The 19,068-nt window shown below is 61.8% G+C and carries 8 protein-coding genes; 4 read left to right on the top strand and 4 right to left on the bottom strand.

Annotated features, from left to right (window positions below; translation table 11 throughout):
• On the bottom strand, positions 1-12,670 hold a 12,670-nt coding region (locus tag E4O98_RS16665), incomplete at its 3' end, for a non-ribosomal peptide synthase/polyketide synthase (RefSeq protein WP_248135739.1).
• A 210-nt stretch (positions 12,671-12,880) separates the two neighbouring features.
• Between E4O98_RS16665 and E4O98_RS16670 the strand changes: the two genes are divergently transcribed.
• The 3 genes from E4O98_RS16670 (at position 12,881) to E4O98_RS16680 (ending at position 14,720) form a co-directional block, all read left to right on the top strand.
• Positions 12,881-13,132: a type II toxin-antitoxin system HicA family toxin gene (locus E4O98_RS16670; RefSeq protein ID WP_248090366.1), complete on the top strand. Its 252-nt coding sequence runs from the start codon at positions 12,881-12,883 to the stop codon at positions 13,130-13,132.
• Positions 13,129-13,488 (top strand): type II toxin-antitoxin system HicB family antitoxin, encoded by a 360-nt coding sequence (locus tag E4O98_RS16675; RefSeq protein ID WP_103735389.1) that lies wholly within the window; start codon positions 13,129-13,131, stop codon positions 13,486-13,488. Before E4O98_RS16670 ends, E4O98_RS16675 begins: the two co-directional genes overlap by 4 nt.
• A 227-nt stretch (positions 13,489-13,715) precedes the next feature.
• Positions 13,716-14,720 carry a family 2 encapsulin nanocompartment cargo protein terpene cyclase gene (locus E4O98_RS16680; protein ID WP_248135740.1) on the top strand — a complete coding sequence of 335 codons (1,005 nt, stop codon included), beginning with the start codon at positions 13,716-13,718 and terminating at the stop codon, positions 14,718-14,720.
• Positions 14,721-14,732: 12 nt separating this feature from the next.
• Here the strand turns inward: E4O98_RS16680 and E4O98_RS16685 are convergent, their stop codons facing one another.
• Positions 14,733-15,905: an MFS transporter gene (locus E4O98_RS16685; RefSeq protein ID WP_032876322.1), complete on the bottom strand. Its 1,173-nt coding sequence runs from the start codon at positions 15,903-15,905 to the stop codon at positions 14,733-14,735.
• A 131-nt stretch (positions 15,906-16,036) separates the two neighbouring features.
• Here E4O98_RS16685 and E4O98_RS16690 point away from each other — a divergent pair, with 131 nt between their 5' ends.
• Positions 16,037-16,624, top strand: coding sequence for a TetR/AcrR family transcriptional regulator (locus tag E4O98_RS16690; protein ID WP_032876325.1), 588 nt, complete (start codon positions 16,037-16,039; stop codon positions 16,622-16,624).
• On the opposite strand, the gene E4O98_RS16695 is transcribed toward E4O98_RS16690, so the two are convergent.
• Together E4O98_RS16695 and E4O98_RS16700 are read right to left on the bottom strand one after the other, a co-directional pair.
• Complete coding sequence (locus E4O98_RS16695) at positions 16,608-17,963, bottom strand: MATE family efflux transporter (RefSeq protein ID WP_248128376.1); 1,356 nt, start codon at positions 17,961-17,963, stop codon at positions 16,608-16,610. The two genes, E4O98_RS16690 and E4O98_RS16695, sit on opposite strands and share 17 nt — an antisense overlap.
• An 84-nt stretch (positions 17,964-18,047) precedes the next feature.
• A complete protein-coding gene (locus E4O98_RS16700; protein ID WP_248135741.1) occupies positions 18,048-18,896 on the bottom strand; it encodes an IclR family transcriptional regulator in 849 nt (282 codons plus the stop codon).
• Positions 18,897-19,068: the final 172 nt, after the last annotated feature.

Raw genomic sequence — 19,068 nt, forward strand, 5'->3', positions numbered from 1 at the left:
TGGAACCGGAGGTGTAGATCACGTAGGCGAGGTTGTCGCCGTCCAGCGCCACGTCTGGTGCCGTATCACTGTAACCGGTCCATTCTTCGCTACGATCAATCGCCAGGGTGGTGAGCCCCTCGGGGATCGGCAGTTGTTGCAACGCACGGCTATGGGTCAGCAGCAGTTGCGCACGGCTGTCCTGCATCATGTACAGCAAGCGATCACGCGGGTACTCGATATCCAGCGGCACATACACGCCACCGGCTTTCATCACCGCCAGGAACGCCACCATGATCTCGGCGCTGCGCGGCATGGCAATCGCCACGCGTGCTTCCGGGCCGACGCCACGGGCAATCAGGGCATGAGCCAGGCGGTTGGCCTGGCGATCCAGTTCGGCGTAGCTCAGGGTTTGCGCATCGAACTTAACCGCCACCGCATCCGGGGTTTCCCGGGCACGGTCGGCTACCAACTCGTGAACAAGACGCTCGGCGCAGAAACCGGCGTCGGTCTGGTTCCACAGCTCAAGGATGTGCTGTTGCTCATCCTGGCCCAGCAGCTTCAATTGGCCGATAGCCTGTTGTTGGTCGGCCACCATTGCCCGCAACAGGTTCTGCCAATGCCCGGCCATGCGCTCGATGGTCGCCACAGCGAACAGGTCAGTGGCGTAACTCAGGGAGGCGCGCAGCACGGTCGGGCTTTCTTCCACATCCAGCGCCAGGTCGAACTGGGCCACGCCCTCATCCAGATCCAGGACCTCCACGTGCAGGTCGGTCAGGCGACTCAGGTGGCTGTCGGCACCGCTTACACGGTGGTTGAACACTACTTGGAACAACGGGCTCAGGCTCAGGCTGCGCTCCGGTTGCAAAGCCTGCACCAACTGCTCGAAGGGCAGGTCCTGGTGCGCCTGAGCCTCCAGAGAGCGCTGGCGTACCTGGCGCAGCAATTGCTCCACGCTCATCTGGCCATGAATATCGGCCTTGAGCACTTGGGTGTTGACGAAGAAGCCAATCAAACCCTCGGTTTCGAGACGGTTGCGGTTGGCAATCGGCACGCCGACGCGCACGTCCTCCTGGCCGCTGTAGCGATGCAACAAGGCCTGGTAAGACGCCAGCAGCACCATCGGCAGCGTCACACCCGCGCTGCGTGCCAGGCTGCGCAAGCCGTCCAACAGCTCGGGGGCCAACTCGATGCCCAAGCGGGCGCCGCGATGGCTTGGCTGTGCCGGGCGCGGGTGATCGAACGGCAATTCCAGCACCGGTTGCTCGCCGCCCAAATGCTCGCGCCAGTAGGCCAATTGACGTGCCTGCTCGCCCGCGGCCATCCAGTCGCGTTGCCATACGGCGTAGTCGGCGTACTGGATCGGCAGCATCGGCAGGCTTGGGGTTTGACCCTGGCTGAAGGCGGCATACAACTGCACCAACTCCTCAACCATCAGTTGCATCGACCAACCATCGGAGACGATGTGGTGCTGCACCAGCACCAGCACATGATCATCGTCGGCCAGACGCAGCAACTTGACCCGCAGCAGTGGCCCGCGCAGCAGGTCGAACGGGTGGGCGACCACTTCGGCGACCCGCGCCTTGAGGCTAGCGTAATCACTATCGACCCGGTCGATATCGACGCAGCCAACGGCCTCAATGACCTGCAACGCACCGGTGGCCTGTTGCTGAAAATGCGTGCGCAAGCTTTCATGGCGCGCCAGCAGGCTGTCGAAGCTGCGTTGCAGTGCACTCAGGTCCAGCGGCCCCTGCAAACGCAAGGCGCTGGGGATGTGGTACGCGGCGCTGGTGGGGTCCAGTTGCCAGAGGAACCATTGGCGCTCCTGAGCGTAGGACAGCGGCAAAGGCTGCGTGCGGTCGGCCTTGAGCAATGCTGGCGCAGGAGCACCCTCCTCGCCCAAGGCCCGAACGAAATCACTCAGCAGCGGGTGTTCGAACAAGGTCTTGAGCGCAACTTCCAGTGTCAGGGCCTGGCGAACCCGCGACACCACACGCGTAGCCAGCAATGAATGGCCACCCAGCTCGAAGAAGTGGTCGTCGAGGCCGACCTGCGGCACCTCCAGCACTTCGGCCCAGATGGCCGCCACCTGCTGCTCGCGCAGGGTTACCGGTGCTATATGGCCTTTGAGTGAATTGCCGAGCTCCGGCTTGGGCAGCGCCTTGCGGTCGAGCTTGCCGTTGGGGGTCAAGGGCAGGCTATCGAGGAACATCCAGTGCGCAGGCACCATGTAATCCGGCAGGCGCTCGCGCAGCGCGGCTTTGTACGCCTGCTGTGGCTGCGGTGCGGAGCTGACCAGATAGGCGATCAGGCGGTCGTTATCGGCCAGCACCACCACTTCGCGTACACCGTCGTGCTCACGCAGACAGGCTTCGATTTCACCCAGCTCGATCCGGAAACCACGGACCTTGACCTGATGGTCGACGCGCCCGATGTACTCCACCACGCCGTCGGCCCGGTAGCGTGCCAGGTCGCCGGTGCGGTACAGGCGTTCGCCCGGCGCCCCAAACGGGTTGGGCACGAAGCGTTCGGCAGTCAGCGCCGGCTGCCTGTGGTAACCGCGCGCCAGGCCGACACCGCCGATCAGCAGCTCGCCAGAAGCGCCTTGCGGGCATGGCGTGAGGCCGGGATTGAGGATAAACAACCCGGTATTGGCAATCGGCCGTCCAACGAAAGGCTGCGCTTGGTGCAGACGATGAGCCGCTGACCAGATGGTGGTTTCCGTCGGGCCATAGAGGTTCCATACGGTACCTTGCAGCGCGAGCAGGCGCTGGGCCAAGTCGGCTGGCAGCGCTTCACCACCGCACAGACAGGTTATGCCACTCAGTAAATGGGCGCGCGGGCTATCGAGCAACATGCGCCAGCTCGATGGCGTGGCCTGCAGCACACTCGCGGCCTGACGCTGGGCCAGTTCGAGAATCGCCTCAGGGTCGAGGGCCATGTCCTGGGCGCTCAGTAGCACTGTGCCGCCCATACTCAGCGGCACGTACAGCTCCAGGGCGAAGATATCGAACGAGAAGGTCGTCAGCGACAACAGCCGCGTCTGCCGGCCAATATCCAAGGTGCCGGCCATACCGCTGGTAAAGCTGCACAGCGCCTGGTGGCCTACCATCACCCCTTTAGGCTTGCCGGTGGAGCCGGAGGTGTAGATGACGTAGGCCAGATTTTGCGGTGTAACGGCAACCTGCGGGTTATATGCCTGCGTGCCGACATCCTCGACCATCAGCACCTGCACGCCTTGCGGCTGCACCAGGCGCCCTTGCAGGTGCGCCTGGGTCAGCAGCACCCGGGCGCGGCTGTCTTCGAGCATGAACACCAGGCGCTCTGCCGGGAATTGCGGGTCGAGCGGGACATAGGCGCCACCGGCCTTGAGAGTCGCGAGCAAGCCGACCACCATGTCCAGGGAGCGCTCCACGTGCACTGCCACCAGCACGTCCGGGCCGACGCCCATGGCGATCAAACGATGGGCCAGGCGATTGGCGCGGCGGTTGAGTTCACCGTAGCTCAGGCGCTCCTCGTCGAAGTGCAGCGCGATGGCGTCGGGTTGCGCCACGGCCTGGGCCTCAAACAGCTGGTGTACGCAGTGTTCGTGTGGGTATGGGGTGTCGCTGCGGTTCCAGTCGTGCACCATTTGTTGCCATTGCGACGTGCTCAGCATCGCCAGTTCATCCAGGGGCTGGGAGGCATCGTGCACGACCGCGCGCAGCAGGTTTTGCCAATGCTCGGCCAGACGTTCCACGGTTGCAGCGTCAAACAAGTCGGTGGCGTAGGTCAGGGACGCCCAGAGGCCGTCGGCCGATTCCTCGGTTTCCAGGTTCAGGTCGAACTGCGTGCTGTGACCCGCCCAGTCCATTGGCTGCAACACCAGGCCAGGCAGTTGCACTGAACCCGAACGCAGGCTGCTTTGATGATTGAACATCACCTGGAATAGCGGGTTATGGCTCAGGCTGCGCTCCGGCTGCAACACCTGCACAAGTTGCTCGAACGGCAGGTCCTGATGGGCCTGGGCTTCCAAAGCGCGCCGTTTGACTTGGCCCAGCAACTGCTCGAAAGGCATCTGCCCGTGCAACTGCGCCTGCAGTACTTGGGTATTGACGAAGAAGCCCATCAGCCGCTCGGTTTCGAGACGATTACGGTTGGCGATCGGCACGCCGACGCGAACCTGCGACTGGCCGCTGTAGCGGTGCAGCAAGGTCTGGAACGAGGCCAGCAGGAGCATGAACAAGGTCACGTCCTGGCGTTCGGCCAAGGCTTTGAGCTCAGCCAGCATCACGCGGTCAAGATGGATCTGCCGGCGTGCGCCGCGATAGCTCTGCACCGCTGGGCGCGGATGGTCCAGCGGCAAGTCCAGCAGCGGATGTTCGTTACCCAGACGGGCGCACCAGTAATCGAGCTGGCGTTGTTGCTCCCCTGCCGCCATCCAATCCCGCTGCCAACGGGCATAGTCGGCGTACTGGATCGGCAAGGCCGGCAAGCCCGTGTCACCTTGGTACAACGCTACCAACTCGTCGATCATGACCTGCATCGACCAGCCGTCAGAGATGATGTGGTGTTGGGTGATGACCAGCACGTGGTGCTCAGGCGCGACGACCAGCAACTTGACGCGCATCAATGGGCCGTCAAGCAGGTCGAACGGGCGCTGGATTTCTTCGCTGACGGCGTGCTCGATGGCATCGGCGTCGATCGCTTGCTGCTCAATCGGCACGGTCAGACTGGGGTGGACGACTTGCAAGGTGTGCTCGCCCGCCTCCACAAACGTAGTGCGCAGCGGTTCATGACGCTGCACCAGGGCCTGGACGGCGCGTGCAAGTGCCGCACTGTCGAGTTGACCGCGCACGTGCAATGCAGTCGGTACATGGTAAGCCGCGCTGGCCGGGTCCAATTGCCACAGGAACCATTGACGCTCCTGAGCAAAGGACAACGCCAGCGGCTGCTCACGTCCAAGTGCTTGGAGCGCTGGCGCCGTATCGGCCGTCAAGCCTGCGCAAGCCGCCGCGAAGGCTGCCAGCGTCGGCTGTTCGAACAGGGCCCGCAACGGCACGTCCAGCTTGAGGTCGTGACGCACCCGTGAGATCACCTGAGTCGCCAGCAACGAGTGACCGCCGCGTTCGAAGAAGTGGTCGTCCAGGCCAACCCGCTCCACGTGCAGCACCGCTTGCCAGATCGCTGCCAACTGCACCTGCAAAGGGCTCTGAAGTGCCACGTACACGGCGCACGCCTGGCTCAGATCCGGTGCCGGCAGCGCCCGGCGGTCGAGCTTGCCATTGTTGTTGAGCGGCAAGGCATCGAGTACCACCCAATGTCCCGGCACCATGTAATCCGGTAACGCCTGACGCAAGCGAGTGGCCAGTGCCTGCGTTTCCAACTGCTGATCGTCGGCGGGTACCACATACGCCACCAACTGCATGCCGATCGCGCTCGGCTGGGCAATCACTGCCGCTTCACGCACGTCGGGCAAGGCTTGCAGGCTGGCTTCGATCTCGCCCATTTCGATACGAAGGCCGCGAATCTTCACCTGATGGTCGATACGCCCCACGTATTCCAGCGCCCCCGCCGCGTTGTACCGGGCCAGGTCGCCACTGCGATAAAGCCGCGCACCGGGCGTGGCAGAAAATGGGTCAGGCAAGAAGCGCTCGGCAGTGAGCGCCGGGCGATCGAAGTAGCACTGGGCCAAGCCCGCCTCGGCGCCGATGCATAACTCGCCCACACCGTCGGTGCTTAGCAGTTCGAAACCGCTGTCGAGCACATACAGCGCACGCCCCGCAATCGCCTGCCCAATCGGTACGCCGTACGCGTCGTTGGCATCGGTCAACTGGCAGTCATGCACGCTGGACACCACCGTGGCTTCGGTCGGCCCGTAGGTATTGACCAGGCGCACATGACCAAGCCCTGCGGCATGCCAGGCACGTACACCCTCCACCGCCATGGCTTCACCGCCCACATGCACCTGGCGCAGCTTGCCCAGGGAGCGGCAGTGCACTGCACATTCCTGCGCCAACAGATACCAGTAGGCCGCCGGCAAGTCGGCCAGGGTTACGCCTTGCTCGACGATCTCCCGCGCCAGTTGCCCGGCGTCCCACAGCTCATCACTGCGCATGATCAACGCTGCACCCACACACAAGGGCGGGAAGCACTGCTCGACAAAGCCGTCGAAGCTGAAGGTCGCAAACTGCAAGACGCGATCCTCGGCACTCAAGCGGCTGTACAGCGTGGCACTGTCGCAGAATTGACCGAGGGCGGCATGATCGATGGCCACACCTTTGGGCTGACCGGTGGAGCCCGAGGTGTAGATCACATACGCCAGATCAGCAGCGGCGGCAGGGTTGGGCACGTTGGTCGTCGGGTAGCCGGCCAGCTCGTCACCGCAGGCGGTGAAATCCACACGTGCCAGTCCTTGGGGCAATGGCAGATCGACGAGCAAACCCACTTCGCTGAGCAGCAGGTTGAGTCGGCTGTCGGCGAGCATGTAGGCCAGGCGCTCGACGGGGTATTTCGGGTCCAGCGGTACGTAGGCCGCGCCACTTTTGAGTACCGCCAACAGGCTGACAATCAACTGCGGGCCACGGCGCGAAGCCAGGCCCACCCGTTGTCCGGGACCGACACCAAGCTCCAATAGGCGATGGGCCAGACGATTGGCCCGCTGGTTTAGCTCGGCGTACGTCAAGCCTTCGCCACCGGCCAGTACAGCCATGGCGTCTGGGGTGGCCTGGGCTTGGGCAGCGATGCGTTGATGCACGCGCTCGTTACCCTGGGCAGCCGCAGCTGACCGGCTGAGAGCGAGCATATTCTGCTGTGCGGTGGCGTCGAGAAGGCGCAGGTTACCAAGGGGTACATGGGCATCTGCGAGCAATTGCGCCAGCAGGTGTTGAAGGTTGGCGCTCAGGCGGGCGACTTGCGGCTCGCTGAACAGGGAACGGTCGTAGCTGAACTCCAGGCGCAGGTTGGCCCCCAGCTCAATGCCCAGGGTCAATGGGTAGTGCGTTTGTTCATGGTTGTGCAGGCGGCCGAAGGTCAGGCCAGCCGGCGCGCCTTGCTTGAGCGCCTCGGCAACCGGGAAGTTTTCGAACACCAGCAAAGTATCGAACAGCGCGCCGTGATGGCCGGCCCAAGCCTGGATATCGTAGAGCGGTACATGCTCATGGTCGCGCAGGCTGAGGTTGAGCGCTTGCAACTCGCCGAGCCAGCTTGCGACCGACTGGGCTGGCGAGGCTGCACTGATGATCGGCAAGGTATTGATGAACAGGCCCAGTTGCTGCTCGATCCCTGGCAGTGGCGCAGAACGCCCGGCCACGGTGGCGCCAAAGGCCACGCAATCCTGGCCTGTGTAGCGCTGCAACAGCAGGCTCCAGGCGCCCTGCAACACGGTATTGAGGGTCACTTTGTGCTGGCGCGCAAACTCGCCGAGACGTCGGGTAACGTCGCTGTCCAGCGCCACGTGATGGTCCGCCATGCCGATCCCGTCCACCGGCTTGCGCAGTGCCTGCGACAGCAAGGTCGGCGCCGGCAATGCTGCCAGTGCGGCTTTCCAGAACGCTTCTCCAGAGCCTTGCTGTTGCAACCAGCCCAAATAATCGCGCCATTGCCCCAGTGGTGCGGGCACAGCCTGGCCTGCGTAGTGAGCAATGACTTCGCCAAGCAACTGCGCGTTGCTCCAGCCATCCATGAGAATGTGGTGGCTGGTAAAAATCAGGTGCCAGGCCGCGCCCGCACCGCGCACCAGGGTCAGGCGAAACAGCGGCGCGGCATTCAGTGCGAAACCGCGCTCACGTTCAGCCTGGGCCAGGGCGTCGAAGTCGGCATACGGGTCTTCAATCACTTGCAGTTGCAGGTCAACCTGGTGCTGGATCAACTGGTGAGCACTGTCCATGCCCAGCCAATGGAAGCTGCTGCGCAGGGTGTCATGGCGGTCCAGCGCGGCCTGCCAGGCACGCCCGAAGGCCAATAGGTCGAGCCCTTCGATGTCGAGGCGCAACTGGTTGATATAAGACTGGGCCTCGGGCGCAAGCAACGTGTGGAACAACATGCCCTGCTGCATCGGCGACAGCGGGTGAAGATCGGCAATGGCCGACCCCGCCACGGGCAATGCATCCAGTTGCTGCTGAGTAAGACGTGCCAACGGAAAATCCGACGGGGTCACCTGCCCTGCCGGAGCAGCACAGCAATGTTCGATCAACGCCTTGAGTTCAGCGGTGTATTCATCCGCCAGACGCTGGACGCTCGACACGTCAAACATCTCACGACTGAAGCCCCATTGCAGCGCCAACTCACCGCCATACACCTGCCCTTCCACTGTCAACCAGTTGGCCAGCGGTGCCTCGGGATCCTGGGCTTGGCCGCTGCCTTCACTGGCCGGTACGAAGAGTGCCGACTCATTGAACTGACGGTCGAACTGGCCCAGGTAGTTGAACGTAATGCGCGGTGCGGCGAGGTTCGCCAGGCTTTCGCGGGCCTGCGGCGACCCCAGGTAACGCAGCAGACCGTAACCCAGGCCCTTGTCGGGCACGGCGCGCAGTTGCTCCTTGACCGATTTGATCGCATCGGACAACTCGCCTTCGGCGCGCAGACGCACCGGGAACAGGCTGGTGAACCAGCCGACGGTGCGGCTCAGGTCGATGTCGTCGAACAGGTCTTCGCGGCCATGGCCTTCCAGCTGGATCAGCGCAGCGGGTTGTTCGCTCCAGCGGCTGATCACCCGCGCCAGGGCCGTCAGCAGCAGGTCGTTGACCTGGGTGCGATAGGCCGCCGGTGCGTCTTGCAGCAACCGGCGGGTCTGCTCGGCGTCGAGGCGGGTTTCCAGTTTGGTGCCCAGCCGGTTTTGCAGGCCGCCCTCGGGGTGGTCGCAAGGTAGATCGGTGTCGACCGATTGCGCCTGCCAGTACGGCAGTTGTTCGTCGAGGGTTTGCGCGTGGTCGTGAAGTTGCTGCGCCCAATGCTGGTACGCGCTGGTTTTCGCCGGCAGCGACTGTTCGCGGTAAGCCTGTTGCAGGTCTTCGAGCAGGATGCGCCAGGACACACCATCGACGACCAGGTGGTGGATCACCAGCAGCAAGCGTTGGCTGCCATCGGCCATGCTCACCAATGCGGCGCGTATCAGCGGGCCTTGTTCGAGGTCGAGGCTGCGCTGGGCTTCATCACACAGCGCTGCCAACTCGGCGTCGATGTTGGCGTGGGACTGCCACAGCAGCGGCTCGGCGAGGGGCGCCGCATGGCTCTGATGCCAGCCATCCGCCTGCTGCACAAAACGCAGACGCAAGACGTCGTGATGCTGGATCAGCTGGTTCAAGGCCGCTTCCAGCTGCGCGGGCTGCAACGCCTCTCGCGGGGTCAGCAGCAACGACTGGTTCCAGTGATGATGTGCCGGGATCGCTTGGGCGAAAAAGTGCTGTTGCACTGGGGTCAGAATCACCTCGCCACTGACCGGGCCCTGGTCGATCAGGCTGACTTGGTCGAAGCTGGCCACCCGCGAAAGGCTACGGATGCTTTGGTACTGGAACAGGTCCCGGGGGCTGAGTCGGATACCGGCCCGGCGGGCGCGGCTGACCACCTGGATAGAAATGATCGAGTCGCCACCCAGCTCGAAGAAGTTATCGTCCTGGCCGACCTGTTCAACGCCGAGCACATCGCTCCAGATCGCCGCCAGGGCTGTTTGCAGGTCGCCTTGTGGGGCGATAAACGCCTGTTGCAGCGCTGCATCCGGCAGTGGCAATGCCTTGCGGTCAAGCTTGCCGTTGGCGGTCACCGGCAGCTTGGACAGGGTGACGAAGTGGGTCGGCACCATATATTCCGGCAGGCTGCCGAGCAGCCAGGCCTTGAGGTCGGTCGGCTCCTCGCCTTCACACACCAGGTACGCGACCAATTGTTTGCCACCTTGCACCAACACCACCGCTTCGCGCACTTGCGGGTGCTGCATCAGGCGGGTTTCGATTTCGCCCAGTTCAATACGCAAGCCGCGCAACTTGACTTGGTGATCGAGACGGCCGAGGTATTCGATCACACCGTCGGCGCGCTGGCGCACACGGTCACCGGTACGATACAGCCGCTCACCCGTCACGAACGGGCTTGGCACAAAACGTTCGGCGGTCAACGCCGGGCGCCGATGATAACTGCGCGCCAGGCCAGTACCGCCCAGGTACAGCTCGCCAGCTACACCGTCAGGCACCGGGTTGAGTTGGGCGTCGAGCACATAGGTGGCGAGGTTGGCGATCGGACGGCCGATGGGTACGCTGTCGGCGCCTTCGTCGATGCAGGTCCAGTGGGTGACGTCGATGGCCGCTTCGGTCGGGCCATAGAGGTTGTACAGCGCCACATCGGGCAGCCTGGCGAACACCTGCCGTTGCGCATCCAGGGGCAAGGCTTCGCCGCTGCACACGATTCGCGTGAGGCTCGCACACGTTTGAACGCCCGGCTCATGGATAAACACCTGCAACATCGACGGCACGAAGTGCAACGTGGTGATGGCGTACCGGCCGATGGTTTCGATCAGGCGCGCCGGTTCACGGTGCTCCCCAGGCGCCGCAACCACCAGGCGCGCACCGGTCATCAGCGGCCAGAAGAATTCCCACACCGACACGTCGAAGCTGAACGGGGTTTTCTGCAACACTGCATCCGCGGCATCCAGGCCGTACGCCTGCTGCATCCAACTCAAACGGTTGACCAACGCACGGTGGCTGTTGCCAGCGCCCTTGGGCTTGCCGGTGGAGCCGGAGGTGTAGATCACATAGGCGAGGTTGAGGGCATGGACCGCCACGGCGGGCGCTTCGCGGCTGTAGCCGTCGAGCCACAGCGCCGGCTGATCCAGGGCAATCACCTGGATACCGGCAGCGGGCAGCGCGGCCAGCAGGCTTTGCTGGCTGAGCAGCAACCGAATGCCGCTGTCTTCGATCATGTAGGCCAGGCGTTCCTGGGGATACTCGGGGTCGAGGGGCACGTAGGCGCCACCGGCCTTGAGAATCGCCAGCAGGCCGATGACCATTTCGACGGAACGCTCGACACAGATTCCCACCAGCACGTCGGGGCCTACGCCCTGCTCGCACAAGGCGTGGGCCAGCTGGTTGGCCCGGCTGTCGAGCTGGGCGTAGGTCAAGGTGGTTGTACCGAATACCAGTGCCGGTGCATCCGGGGTGCGCTGAACCTGGTCTTCGATCAGGTGATGAATTGCGCGTTCGGTTGGGTATGACTCGGCAGTCTGGTTCCAGGTGTGAACCAGCCGGTGCTGTTCTTGGGCATCAAGCATCGACAATTCGCCGATACGCTGTTTGCCATCCAACACCATCGCCTGCAACAGGCTGATCCAGCGTTGGGCCATGCGGTCGATGGTCGGCGCGTCAAACAGGTCATTGGCGTAGGTCAGCGCGGCGTGCAGGGTGCCGGATTTTTCATAGGTGTCCAGGGTCAGGTCGAACTGCGTGGTGCGGCCTTGCCATTCCACCAGGGCCAGCTCCAGGCCGGACGCGGTACTGACCGAAGCGATGTCGGCGACGACCGGCTGGTGGTTGTACATCACCTGGAACAGCGGCGTGTGACTCAGGTTGCGCTCGATTTTCAGCGCTTCTACCAGGCGCTCGAAGGGCAATTCCTGATGGGCCTGGGCACCCAGGGCGTGTTCCTTGATGCCTTGCAACAGCTCGGTGACGCGGGTTTGCCCGCTCAGTTCGGTGCGCAACACCTGGGTGTTGACGAAGAAACCGATCAGCCCTTCGACTTCAGTGCGGTTGCGATTGGCAATCGGCACGCCGACGCGGATATCACCCTGGCCCGTATAGCGATGCAGCAGCACATTGAACGCGCCCAGCAGCAGCATGAACAAAGTGACGTTGTGTTTTTGCGCGCAACTGCGCAGTTGTACCGCCAATGCCGGATCAATCGCGAAGTTATACCGCGTGCCTTGATGGCTGGGCATCGCCGGGCGTGGGTGGTCGGTGGGCAGTTCCAGTACCGGATGCTCGTCGCCCAGGCGCGCCTGCCAGTATTCCAACTGGCGCGCCTGCTCCCCCGCTTCCAGCCAGCGCCGTTGCCACAGGGCATAGTCGCTGTACTGGATCGGCAGCGCCGGCAATTGCGGTTCTTCGTTGCGCTCATGGGCGTCATAGCAACGAATGAACTCGTCGATCAGTACGTTCATCGACCAACCATCAGAGACGATGTGATGCAGGGTTAGCAGCAGCACGTGCTCTTGATCGGCGAGTTTGAGCAGTTGCACACGCAGCAGCGGGCCGTGCTCCAGGTCGAACGGCAACAGGGACTGGCGGGTAGCGGCGTCGCTGACGGCCTGCTCGCGCTCGGCGGCTGGCAAGGCGCTGACGTCCAACTGCTCGACATTCACCGCAGGTTCTACCGCCACCTGCGCCAAGCGCTCGTCGGCCTGTCGCTGGAACACGGTGCGCAGGGTTTCGTGACGCGCCACCAGGCTGGCGAACGCCTGCTCCATCGCAGGTAGGCTCAGCGCGCCGGTCAAGCGCACCGCGCCAGGTAAATTGTAGGCGCCACTGGCCGGTTCCAATTGCCAGAGAAACCACATGCGCTGCTGCGCGTAGGAAAGCGCCTGGCGATCCTCAACCTCCACCCCTGCCGGTATCGGAAACCTGGAAAAATCCACGCCCTCTTTCTGCAAGGCTTGCAGGAACAGTCGGCGTTTTTCCAGGGGCAGCCCGATAAACCGGCGAGCAAGTTTCAAGGAGTCTTCAGCATTCATTTCTTCGAATCCGGGGCAATAGGCGGGAAGCACAAAGGCACGTCGTCCCTATAAAACGAACCGGGAAGGGAAAAATTAGCGGGGGGATGGGTGGCATCGAGCGAGCTGTCATCAAGGGTTACATCAATTCCGGGAAAGGCACACGCCCCCGAGCTAGCATTGACGAACACCACTTTTTGCAACTACATTTAGTTACACGCAAGGAACGCCGTGTCCAAAAATGAAAAGCTGCTCGCCAAATTGCTCAATGAGCACATGGCATTTACCTGGCCCGAGCTCGTCACGCTGTTACGCCGACTCGGATACACACTGATTGAAGGGGCTGGAAGCCGCGTCAAGTTCGATAGCGGCGACCCCAGTGCAATGATCACGTTGCACAAGCCTCACCCGGGCAACGAACTGAAACATTACATTCGGCGCCAGATCATCGAACAATTGAAATCAGGAGAACTGATTCAGTGAACAACCAGCTCAAACATAAAGGCTACATCGGCTCTATCGAGGCCAGCCTCGAAGACAACTGCCTGTTCGGCAAGATTTTATTCATCAAGGCATTAGTGAGCTACGAAGGCAAAACCGTCGCAGAACTGGACGCAGCCTTTCGCGAAGCCGTGGACGATTATCTGGCTACCTGCCAGACCCTGGGGCAATCACCTGAGAAGCCATGCAAGGGCTCGTTCAACGTACGCGTTGGGCATGAACTGCATCTGGCAGCCGCTCTGGCCGCAATGCGTAAAAAGGTGACGTTGAACGACCTTACGCGCCAAGCGCTGAATGAGTTTCTGCAACAGCACGACGACGGTCTAGCGGCGGTTTGAATTGGCCAGTCAGGCAACATCGCCACAGGGCTCGTTCGATGCGTGTGGCGAAGTGACGACGCGAGTCATCCCAAATGGTCTTATTCGGGCATTAGAGGTCGTTGACTCCAATCAGAACTAAAGGGTCCATTGTGTTTTTCCACCCGGACTTCTAAATTGAAATCAACGCCCTTCCTGATCCTTGGTCCGCAGTAACGTCCAATGGCATAGACACCCGGAGTCTTGCTATGAACGACATCAGCCCGCCGCCTCCCCCACAAAAAAACTCAACCGGCCTGGAAATACCTGCGCTTGAATGTCCATTACCGATACGACTGGACGAAGCGCTCGGCAACCGTATCAATGCGCTGTTAATGGCGTGGATCAATCGAATCGGTATTTTCGAGGGGCAGTTGGATTACGTAAGGGCCTCGAACTTCGGGCGTTTCGTAATGCTGTGTCACGCCGACACCGACGACGTTCAACGCTTGCTACTGTCTGCAAAATGCATGGCGGCGCTGTTCGCGGTAGACGATCACTATTGTGATGATGAGCGAAGTGGCGCCAACCCCAAGCTCCTGGGCGCACGCTTGTCACTGGCCCTGGCCGCCCTGGACAGGGCATATCTGATTCCACCCCACGACCTCGCGCTCAAACGTGCGCTCAACGATGATCCGGTTTTACGTGGATTGCGGGGATATATGAACCACCTGGATCGCTATGCGACACCCTCGCAGAAAGCTCGCGTTCAGTCGGAGACCATTGCGATGTTCGTGACCATGAATGCGGAAGCTTCATGGCGCATCGAACACAGCCTGCCTCAAGTCTGGGAATATTTGGCACATCGTCAAGTCAACAGCTTTTTACCTTGCATGGCCCTCATTGATATTGTCGGCGGCTATGAACTGGGTGCCGATACTTATTTTTCTGCGCCTGTACGCGAAGTGATCGCCCTAGCTGCAAGTTTGACCATGCTCGTCAATGACTTGTATTCCGCATCCAAAGAGCAAGAGCCTGGCATCGGTGATTTCAACCTGCCATTGCTGCTGGCAAACGAACAAGGTTGTTCATTACAGCAAGCCTTGTGGTTGACAGCCGATCTTCACAACACGCTTATACGTAGATATGAAGCCAAGGAAAGAAGGCTGCTCAAACAGGCCTCCCCCACGCTCAAGCGCTTCCTCGGCGGGGTAAAAGCCTGGCTGGGCGGCAATTACGAGTGGCATCGACACAGCGGTCGCTATCAAGTGTGAACAAGCCGGCACTCAGCCCAACCGCCGATACCCCAACCATGCGGCCAACAACACCACCGCCCCCGCCGCCAACGCCACCCGGAACCCACTGGCAGCGCCGAAATGATCGATCATCCAACCAGAGCTGGCGGCGCCGATAGCAACGCCGATGCTCAGCCCGGTGATCAACCAGGTCATGCCTTCGGTAAGACGGCTGGGCGCAACGATCTGCTCGACCATGGCCATCGACACGATCAAGGTGGGCGCAAAGAACAGGCCGGAGATAAATATGGCGACGGCCAGGCCGGGGATGTTGCTCACCAGCAACAAGGGCAAGGTAGTCAACGCCGTGGCCACACCGCAGAACAGGAACTGACGCGGCAACGGCGCCTTGAGCTTGAGGGCACCGAAAGCCAGCCCGGCCAGGCACGAACCGATGGCGTACACCGACAGCACAATACTCGCCGCCGCCGGCTGGCCCTGATGCTGGGCGAACGCCACACTGACCACGTCCACCACGCCGACGATCACGCCCATGGCCAGCAGCAAGGTCATCAGAATCAAAACCGCAGGGGAAGCGATCAGCCAGCGGCCATGCGCGCCGTGGTGCTCGTGTATGGGTGGCTCGGTTTGCCGCTGCATTACAAAGGTGGTGACGCCGACCGCTAGTAACAATGCCGCCACCAAAGGGCCGGCTTCGGGGAACAGCACTACGCTCAGGCCCACAGAAATGGGTGGGCCGATAATAAAGCACACCTCATCCAGCACCGACTCCAGAGCAAACGCGGTTTGCAGCCTGGGCTGGCCGCGGTACAACTCGGTCCAGCGCGCACGCACCATGGCGGACATATTGGGCATGCAGCCGGCCAGCGCAGCGAACAGGAACAGCGTCCAGCTTGGTGCCTGCAAACGCGTACACAGCAACAACATCAATAGCGCCCCGCCGCCGATCAGTGCGGCTATCGGCAGGACCTTGCCCTGGCCGTAGCGGTCCACCCAACGCGACACTTGCGGCGCACAAAACGCCGTGGCCAGGGCAAACACCGCCGCCACCGACCCCGCCAGCCCATAACCGCCATGGACTTGGGCGAGCATGGTGATCAGGCCGATACCGGTCATCGAGATTGGCATGCGCGCCAACATGCCTGCGAGCACAAAGGCTCGGGCGCCTGGGACCTGGAATAATTCGGCGTAAGGGTTTGCCATCCTGCGTAACCTCTTGCTCAAGCCGCGGCCTTGCTATCTGAAGCGATCCGGGCAGAATACATACGGTGCGTATGTGAGGGATCATGCTTCGCATACGCACCGTATGTCAATCACCAACCAATGAGACTTCCATGAGCCGAGCCCGTGCCGAAATGATCGAAGAGACTCGCGCCCGCCTGATCGCAAGTGCGCGCCGGGCATTCGCCACCCAAGGCTATGCCCATACCTCGATGGATGACTTTACCGCTCAAGCCGGGCTGACGCGCGGTGCGTTGTACCATCACTTTGGTGACAAAAAAGGCTTGCTGGCAGCCGTAGTCGCCCAGCTCGACAGCGAGATGGACGAGCACTTGCAACGCATCAGCGCGCAGGCCATAGAGCCCTGGAGCGGGTTTTGCGAACGCTGCCGAGCTTATCTGCGCATGGCCCAGGATCCGGAAATCCAGCGCATTGTGTTGCAGGATGCGCCAGCGGTGCTGGGGGATACCGGCTCACAACACCACTGCGTTGAGTCGTTGCGCCAACTCTTGGAGGCCCTGATGCAAGCCGGATGGGTGGAGCCGGCACCCAGCCAGGCACTGGCGCAGTTGATCAACGGCAGCCTGGTCAACACGGCGTTGTGGATCGCCCGAGATGCACACCCGAGCGCGCGGCTGGAGGAAGGCTTGCAGGGCCTGGAGGTGTTACTGCGCGGGCTCAGCCTCAAACCAACCGCTTGATCTGCTTATGCCGCCATACCAGCCGGTAATACGCGGTCTGCAATACCAGCATTGCCAGGTAGGTCACCGGGAACGCCATCCACACCCCCTCCAGCCCGAAGTGTGCGTTGAACAGATAAGCCATCGGCAGCTCCACGCAAAGCACGCAGAAAATCGAGATTGCCACCGGCATCAGCACCACGCCGCTGGCGCGCATGATGCCGCCGATCACCGCCTGGAAGCCGAACACCAGGATGCTCCAGAGCATGATGTGCAGCAGGTGTTCGGCTCTGATCCGGGCGCTGTCGTCAGTGATGAACAGCCCCAGCAACCAGTGCGACAACCCATAACCGAGCACAATCAGGCCCCCGGTCAGGCACAGGTTGATCACCAACCCCGTGCGCAGGATCGACCCGATGCGCTCCAGGCGCCCGGCGCCGATCGCCTGGGCACCGAGGATCGAGGCGGTGATGGCAATCGACAGCGCCGGGAACTGGACGTAGTTGACGATCTGCGTCACCGCGCCATAAGCCGCCGTGGCCTGGGAGCCGTGGCTATTGACCAGGGCCAGGATGACCAATTCCGACAACGACAACACCACCATCTGCAAGCCTGTCGGCAGGCCGATGCGCAGCACTTTACCGAGGATGACGCGGTCCAGGCGTAAAGCCGCGAGCAGCTCGCGATCCGGTGCCATCACATGGTTTTTATGCCGCAGGCGCAGCACCAGGAACAGCATCGCCAAGGCGTTAGCCACCAAACCTGCGTAAACCGCACTCTGGATGCCAAGGGGCGGCAGGCCGATCCAGCCGCGAATCAGCGCTGGCGTGAGCAGCAAGCCCACCAGGGTCGAAACCATTAACGCCAGCAACGGTGAAATCGTATCGCTCACCCCACGCAGCAATTGGGTATAGAGGATGAACACCAGCAACAGCGGCATGATCAACATCATCATCTGGGCATAGCCCACCGCATCGTCGAGCACATCCAGCGGCGTACCCAATGCCTGCAAGGCCGGGCGCGCAAACAGGCTGCCCAGCACCGCGGCAATCAGGCCCACCAGGGCGCCCAACGTCAGGGTGGCGCCGGTAATCACCTTGACCAGCCCCGTCTCCTGGGCACCCCACGCCTGGCCGATCAACACTGAGGCGCCCGCCCCCAGGCCGATCACCAGGGCGATAAAGAAAAACACGATGGGGAACATCCCCGACACCGCCGCCAAAGCCTGGGTGCCGAGCATTTGCCCGACATAGATACCGTTGAGGGTGCCGGAAAAGCTTTGCAGAAAATTGGACAGCACCATCGGTGCCAGAAAGATCAGGTAGATCTGCCACAGCGGGCGTTGCAAAGGGGTCAGCATGAAAAATGGGACCTCGAATAACGAAAGCGTCGCAGGGTTATACCGTAAGTGGATCCAATGCTAATGCGTTTTAGCAAAGATCACTCATCCACCAAACGTTTGCGACGGCCTGCGCAACGTAGGGTCGAACGGGTTGATGCGTGGCCCGATTGCTGCAGCTTCGCGCTTGAGCAACTCCACCACCATCGGCAATCGGCTTGGCCCCAGGCGGTCACTGATGGTCGCCACACTCAACGCTGCGACCGCATGCCCCTCGCGGTTGAGGATCGGCACTGCCAACCCCGCCATACCTTCCAGCACCCCGGTGTTGCGTGCCGCGTAGCCCAAATTGCGAACGTTCTCAACTTCGGAGCGCAGCAGCACTTCGTCATACAAATGAAAATCCTTGAGCCGTGGCAGGTTGTAGCGGATGACCGTCTCGCGCTCTTCCTGCGGCAGAAAGGCCAGAATTGCCAGGCTGCCCTGCCCTACCCCCAGGGCTACGCGCCCGCCGATATCACCGGTGAAGGTACGAATCGGATACGGGCCTTCGCTGCGGTCCAGGCAAATGGCGTCGAAGCCGCTGCGAGCCAGCAGGAACAGCGAATCTCCCAACGATGCACTCAGGCGCAACAGGCTTGGGCGCACCAGATCGCGCAGGTTGCCAGTCTTGCCGGCATTGGCCGCCAACGCAAAGAACTCCAGGCTCAGGCGATAGCGTTTACTGCGCGCATCCTGCTCGACCATGCCTTCATCCATCAGGCTGCGTAGCAAGCGGTGAGTGGTGGGCTGGGAGAGGCCAACGCGTTGGGCGAGCTGGGTGACACGTTCGCCTCCCTCGGGCACTTCACCCAGAGCGCGTAGTAAGGCAAACACGCGGGATACGCCACCAGCACCGACTTCCTTGCCGCTACTATTCCGCTGAATGGAATCTGTATCACTCGATATCAACATAAATTCTGCTCAGTGAATAAATCTTAAAATAGTAGTCCGCTGAATGAAATCCCATCTTCCGCCCATCCTAGTCTTCGCTCTAATCTGCGTCCACAGGGGCGAAACGAACAACAACTGGCAGCCGACTCAAGATCGAGCGTCAACGCACCGGCAACACTCTTTTCGCATCTGC

It is taken from the genome of Pseudomonas sp. W2Jun17 (assembly GCF_023127795.1).
In the GTDB taxonomy this organism is placed as follows: domain Bacteria; phylum Pseudomonadota; class Gammaproteobacteria; order Pseudomonadales; family Pseudomonadaceae; genus Aquipseudomonas; species Aquipseudomonas synxantha_A.

What these genes read in the sequence shown, in the direction of transcription:
- E4O98_RS16680 (WP_248135740.1), top strand. Translation starts at nt 13,716, where the DNA reads ATGAACGACATCAGCCCGCCGCCTCCCCCACAAAAAAACTCAACCGGC.
- E4O98_RS16685 (WP_032876322.1), bottom strand. Translation starts at nt 15,905, where the DNA reads ATGGCAAACCCTTACGCCGAATTATTCCAGGTCCCAGGCGCCCGAGCC.
- E4O98_RS16690 (WP_032876325.1), top strand. Translation starts at nt 16,037, where the DNA reads ATGAGCCGAGCCCGTGCCGAAATGATCGAAGAGACTCGCGCCCGCCTG.
- E4O98_RS16695 (WP_248128376.1), bottom strand. Translation starts at nt 17,963, where the DNA reads ATGCTGACCCCTTTGCAACGCCCGCTGTGGCAGATCTACCTGATCTTT.
- E4O98_RS16700 (WP_248135741.1), bottom strand. Translation starts at nt 18,896, where the DNA reads ATGTTGATATCGAGTGATACAGATTCCATTCAGCGGAATAGTAGCGGC.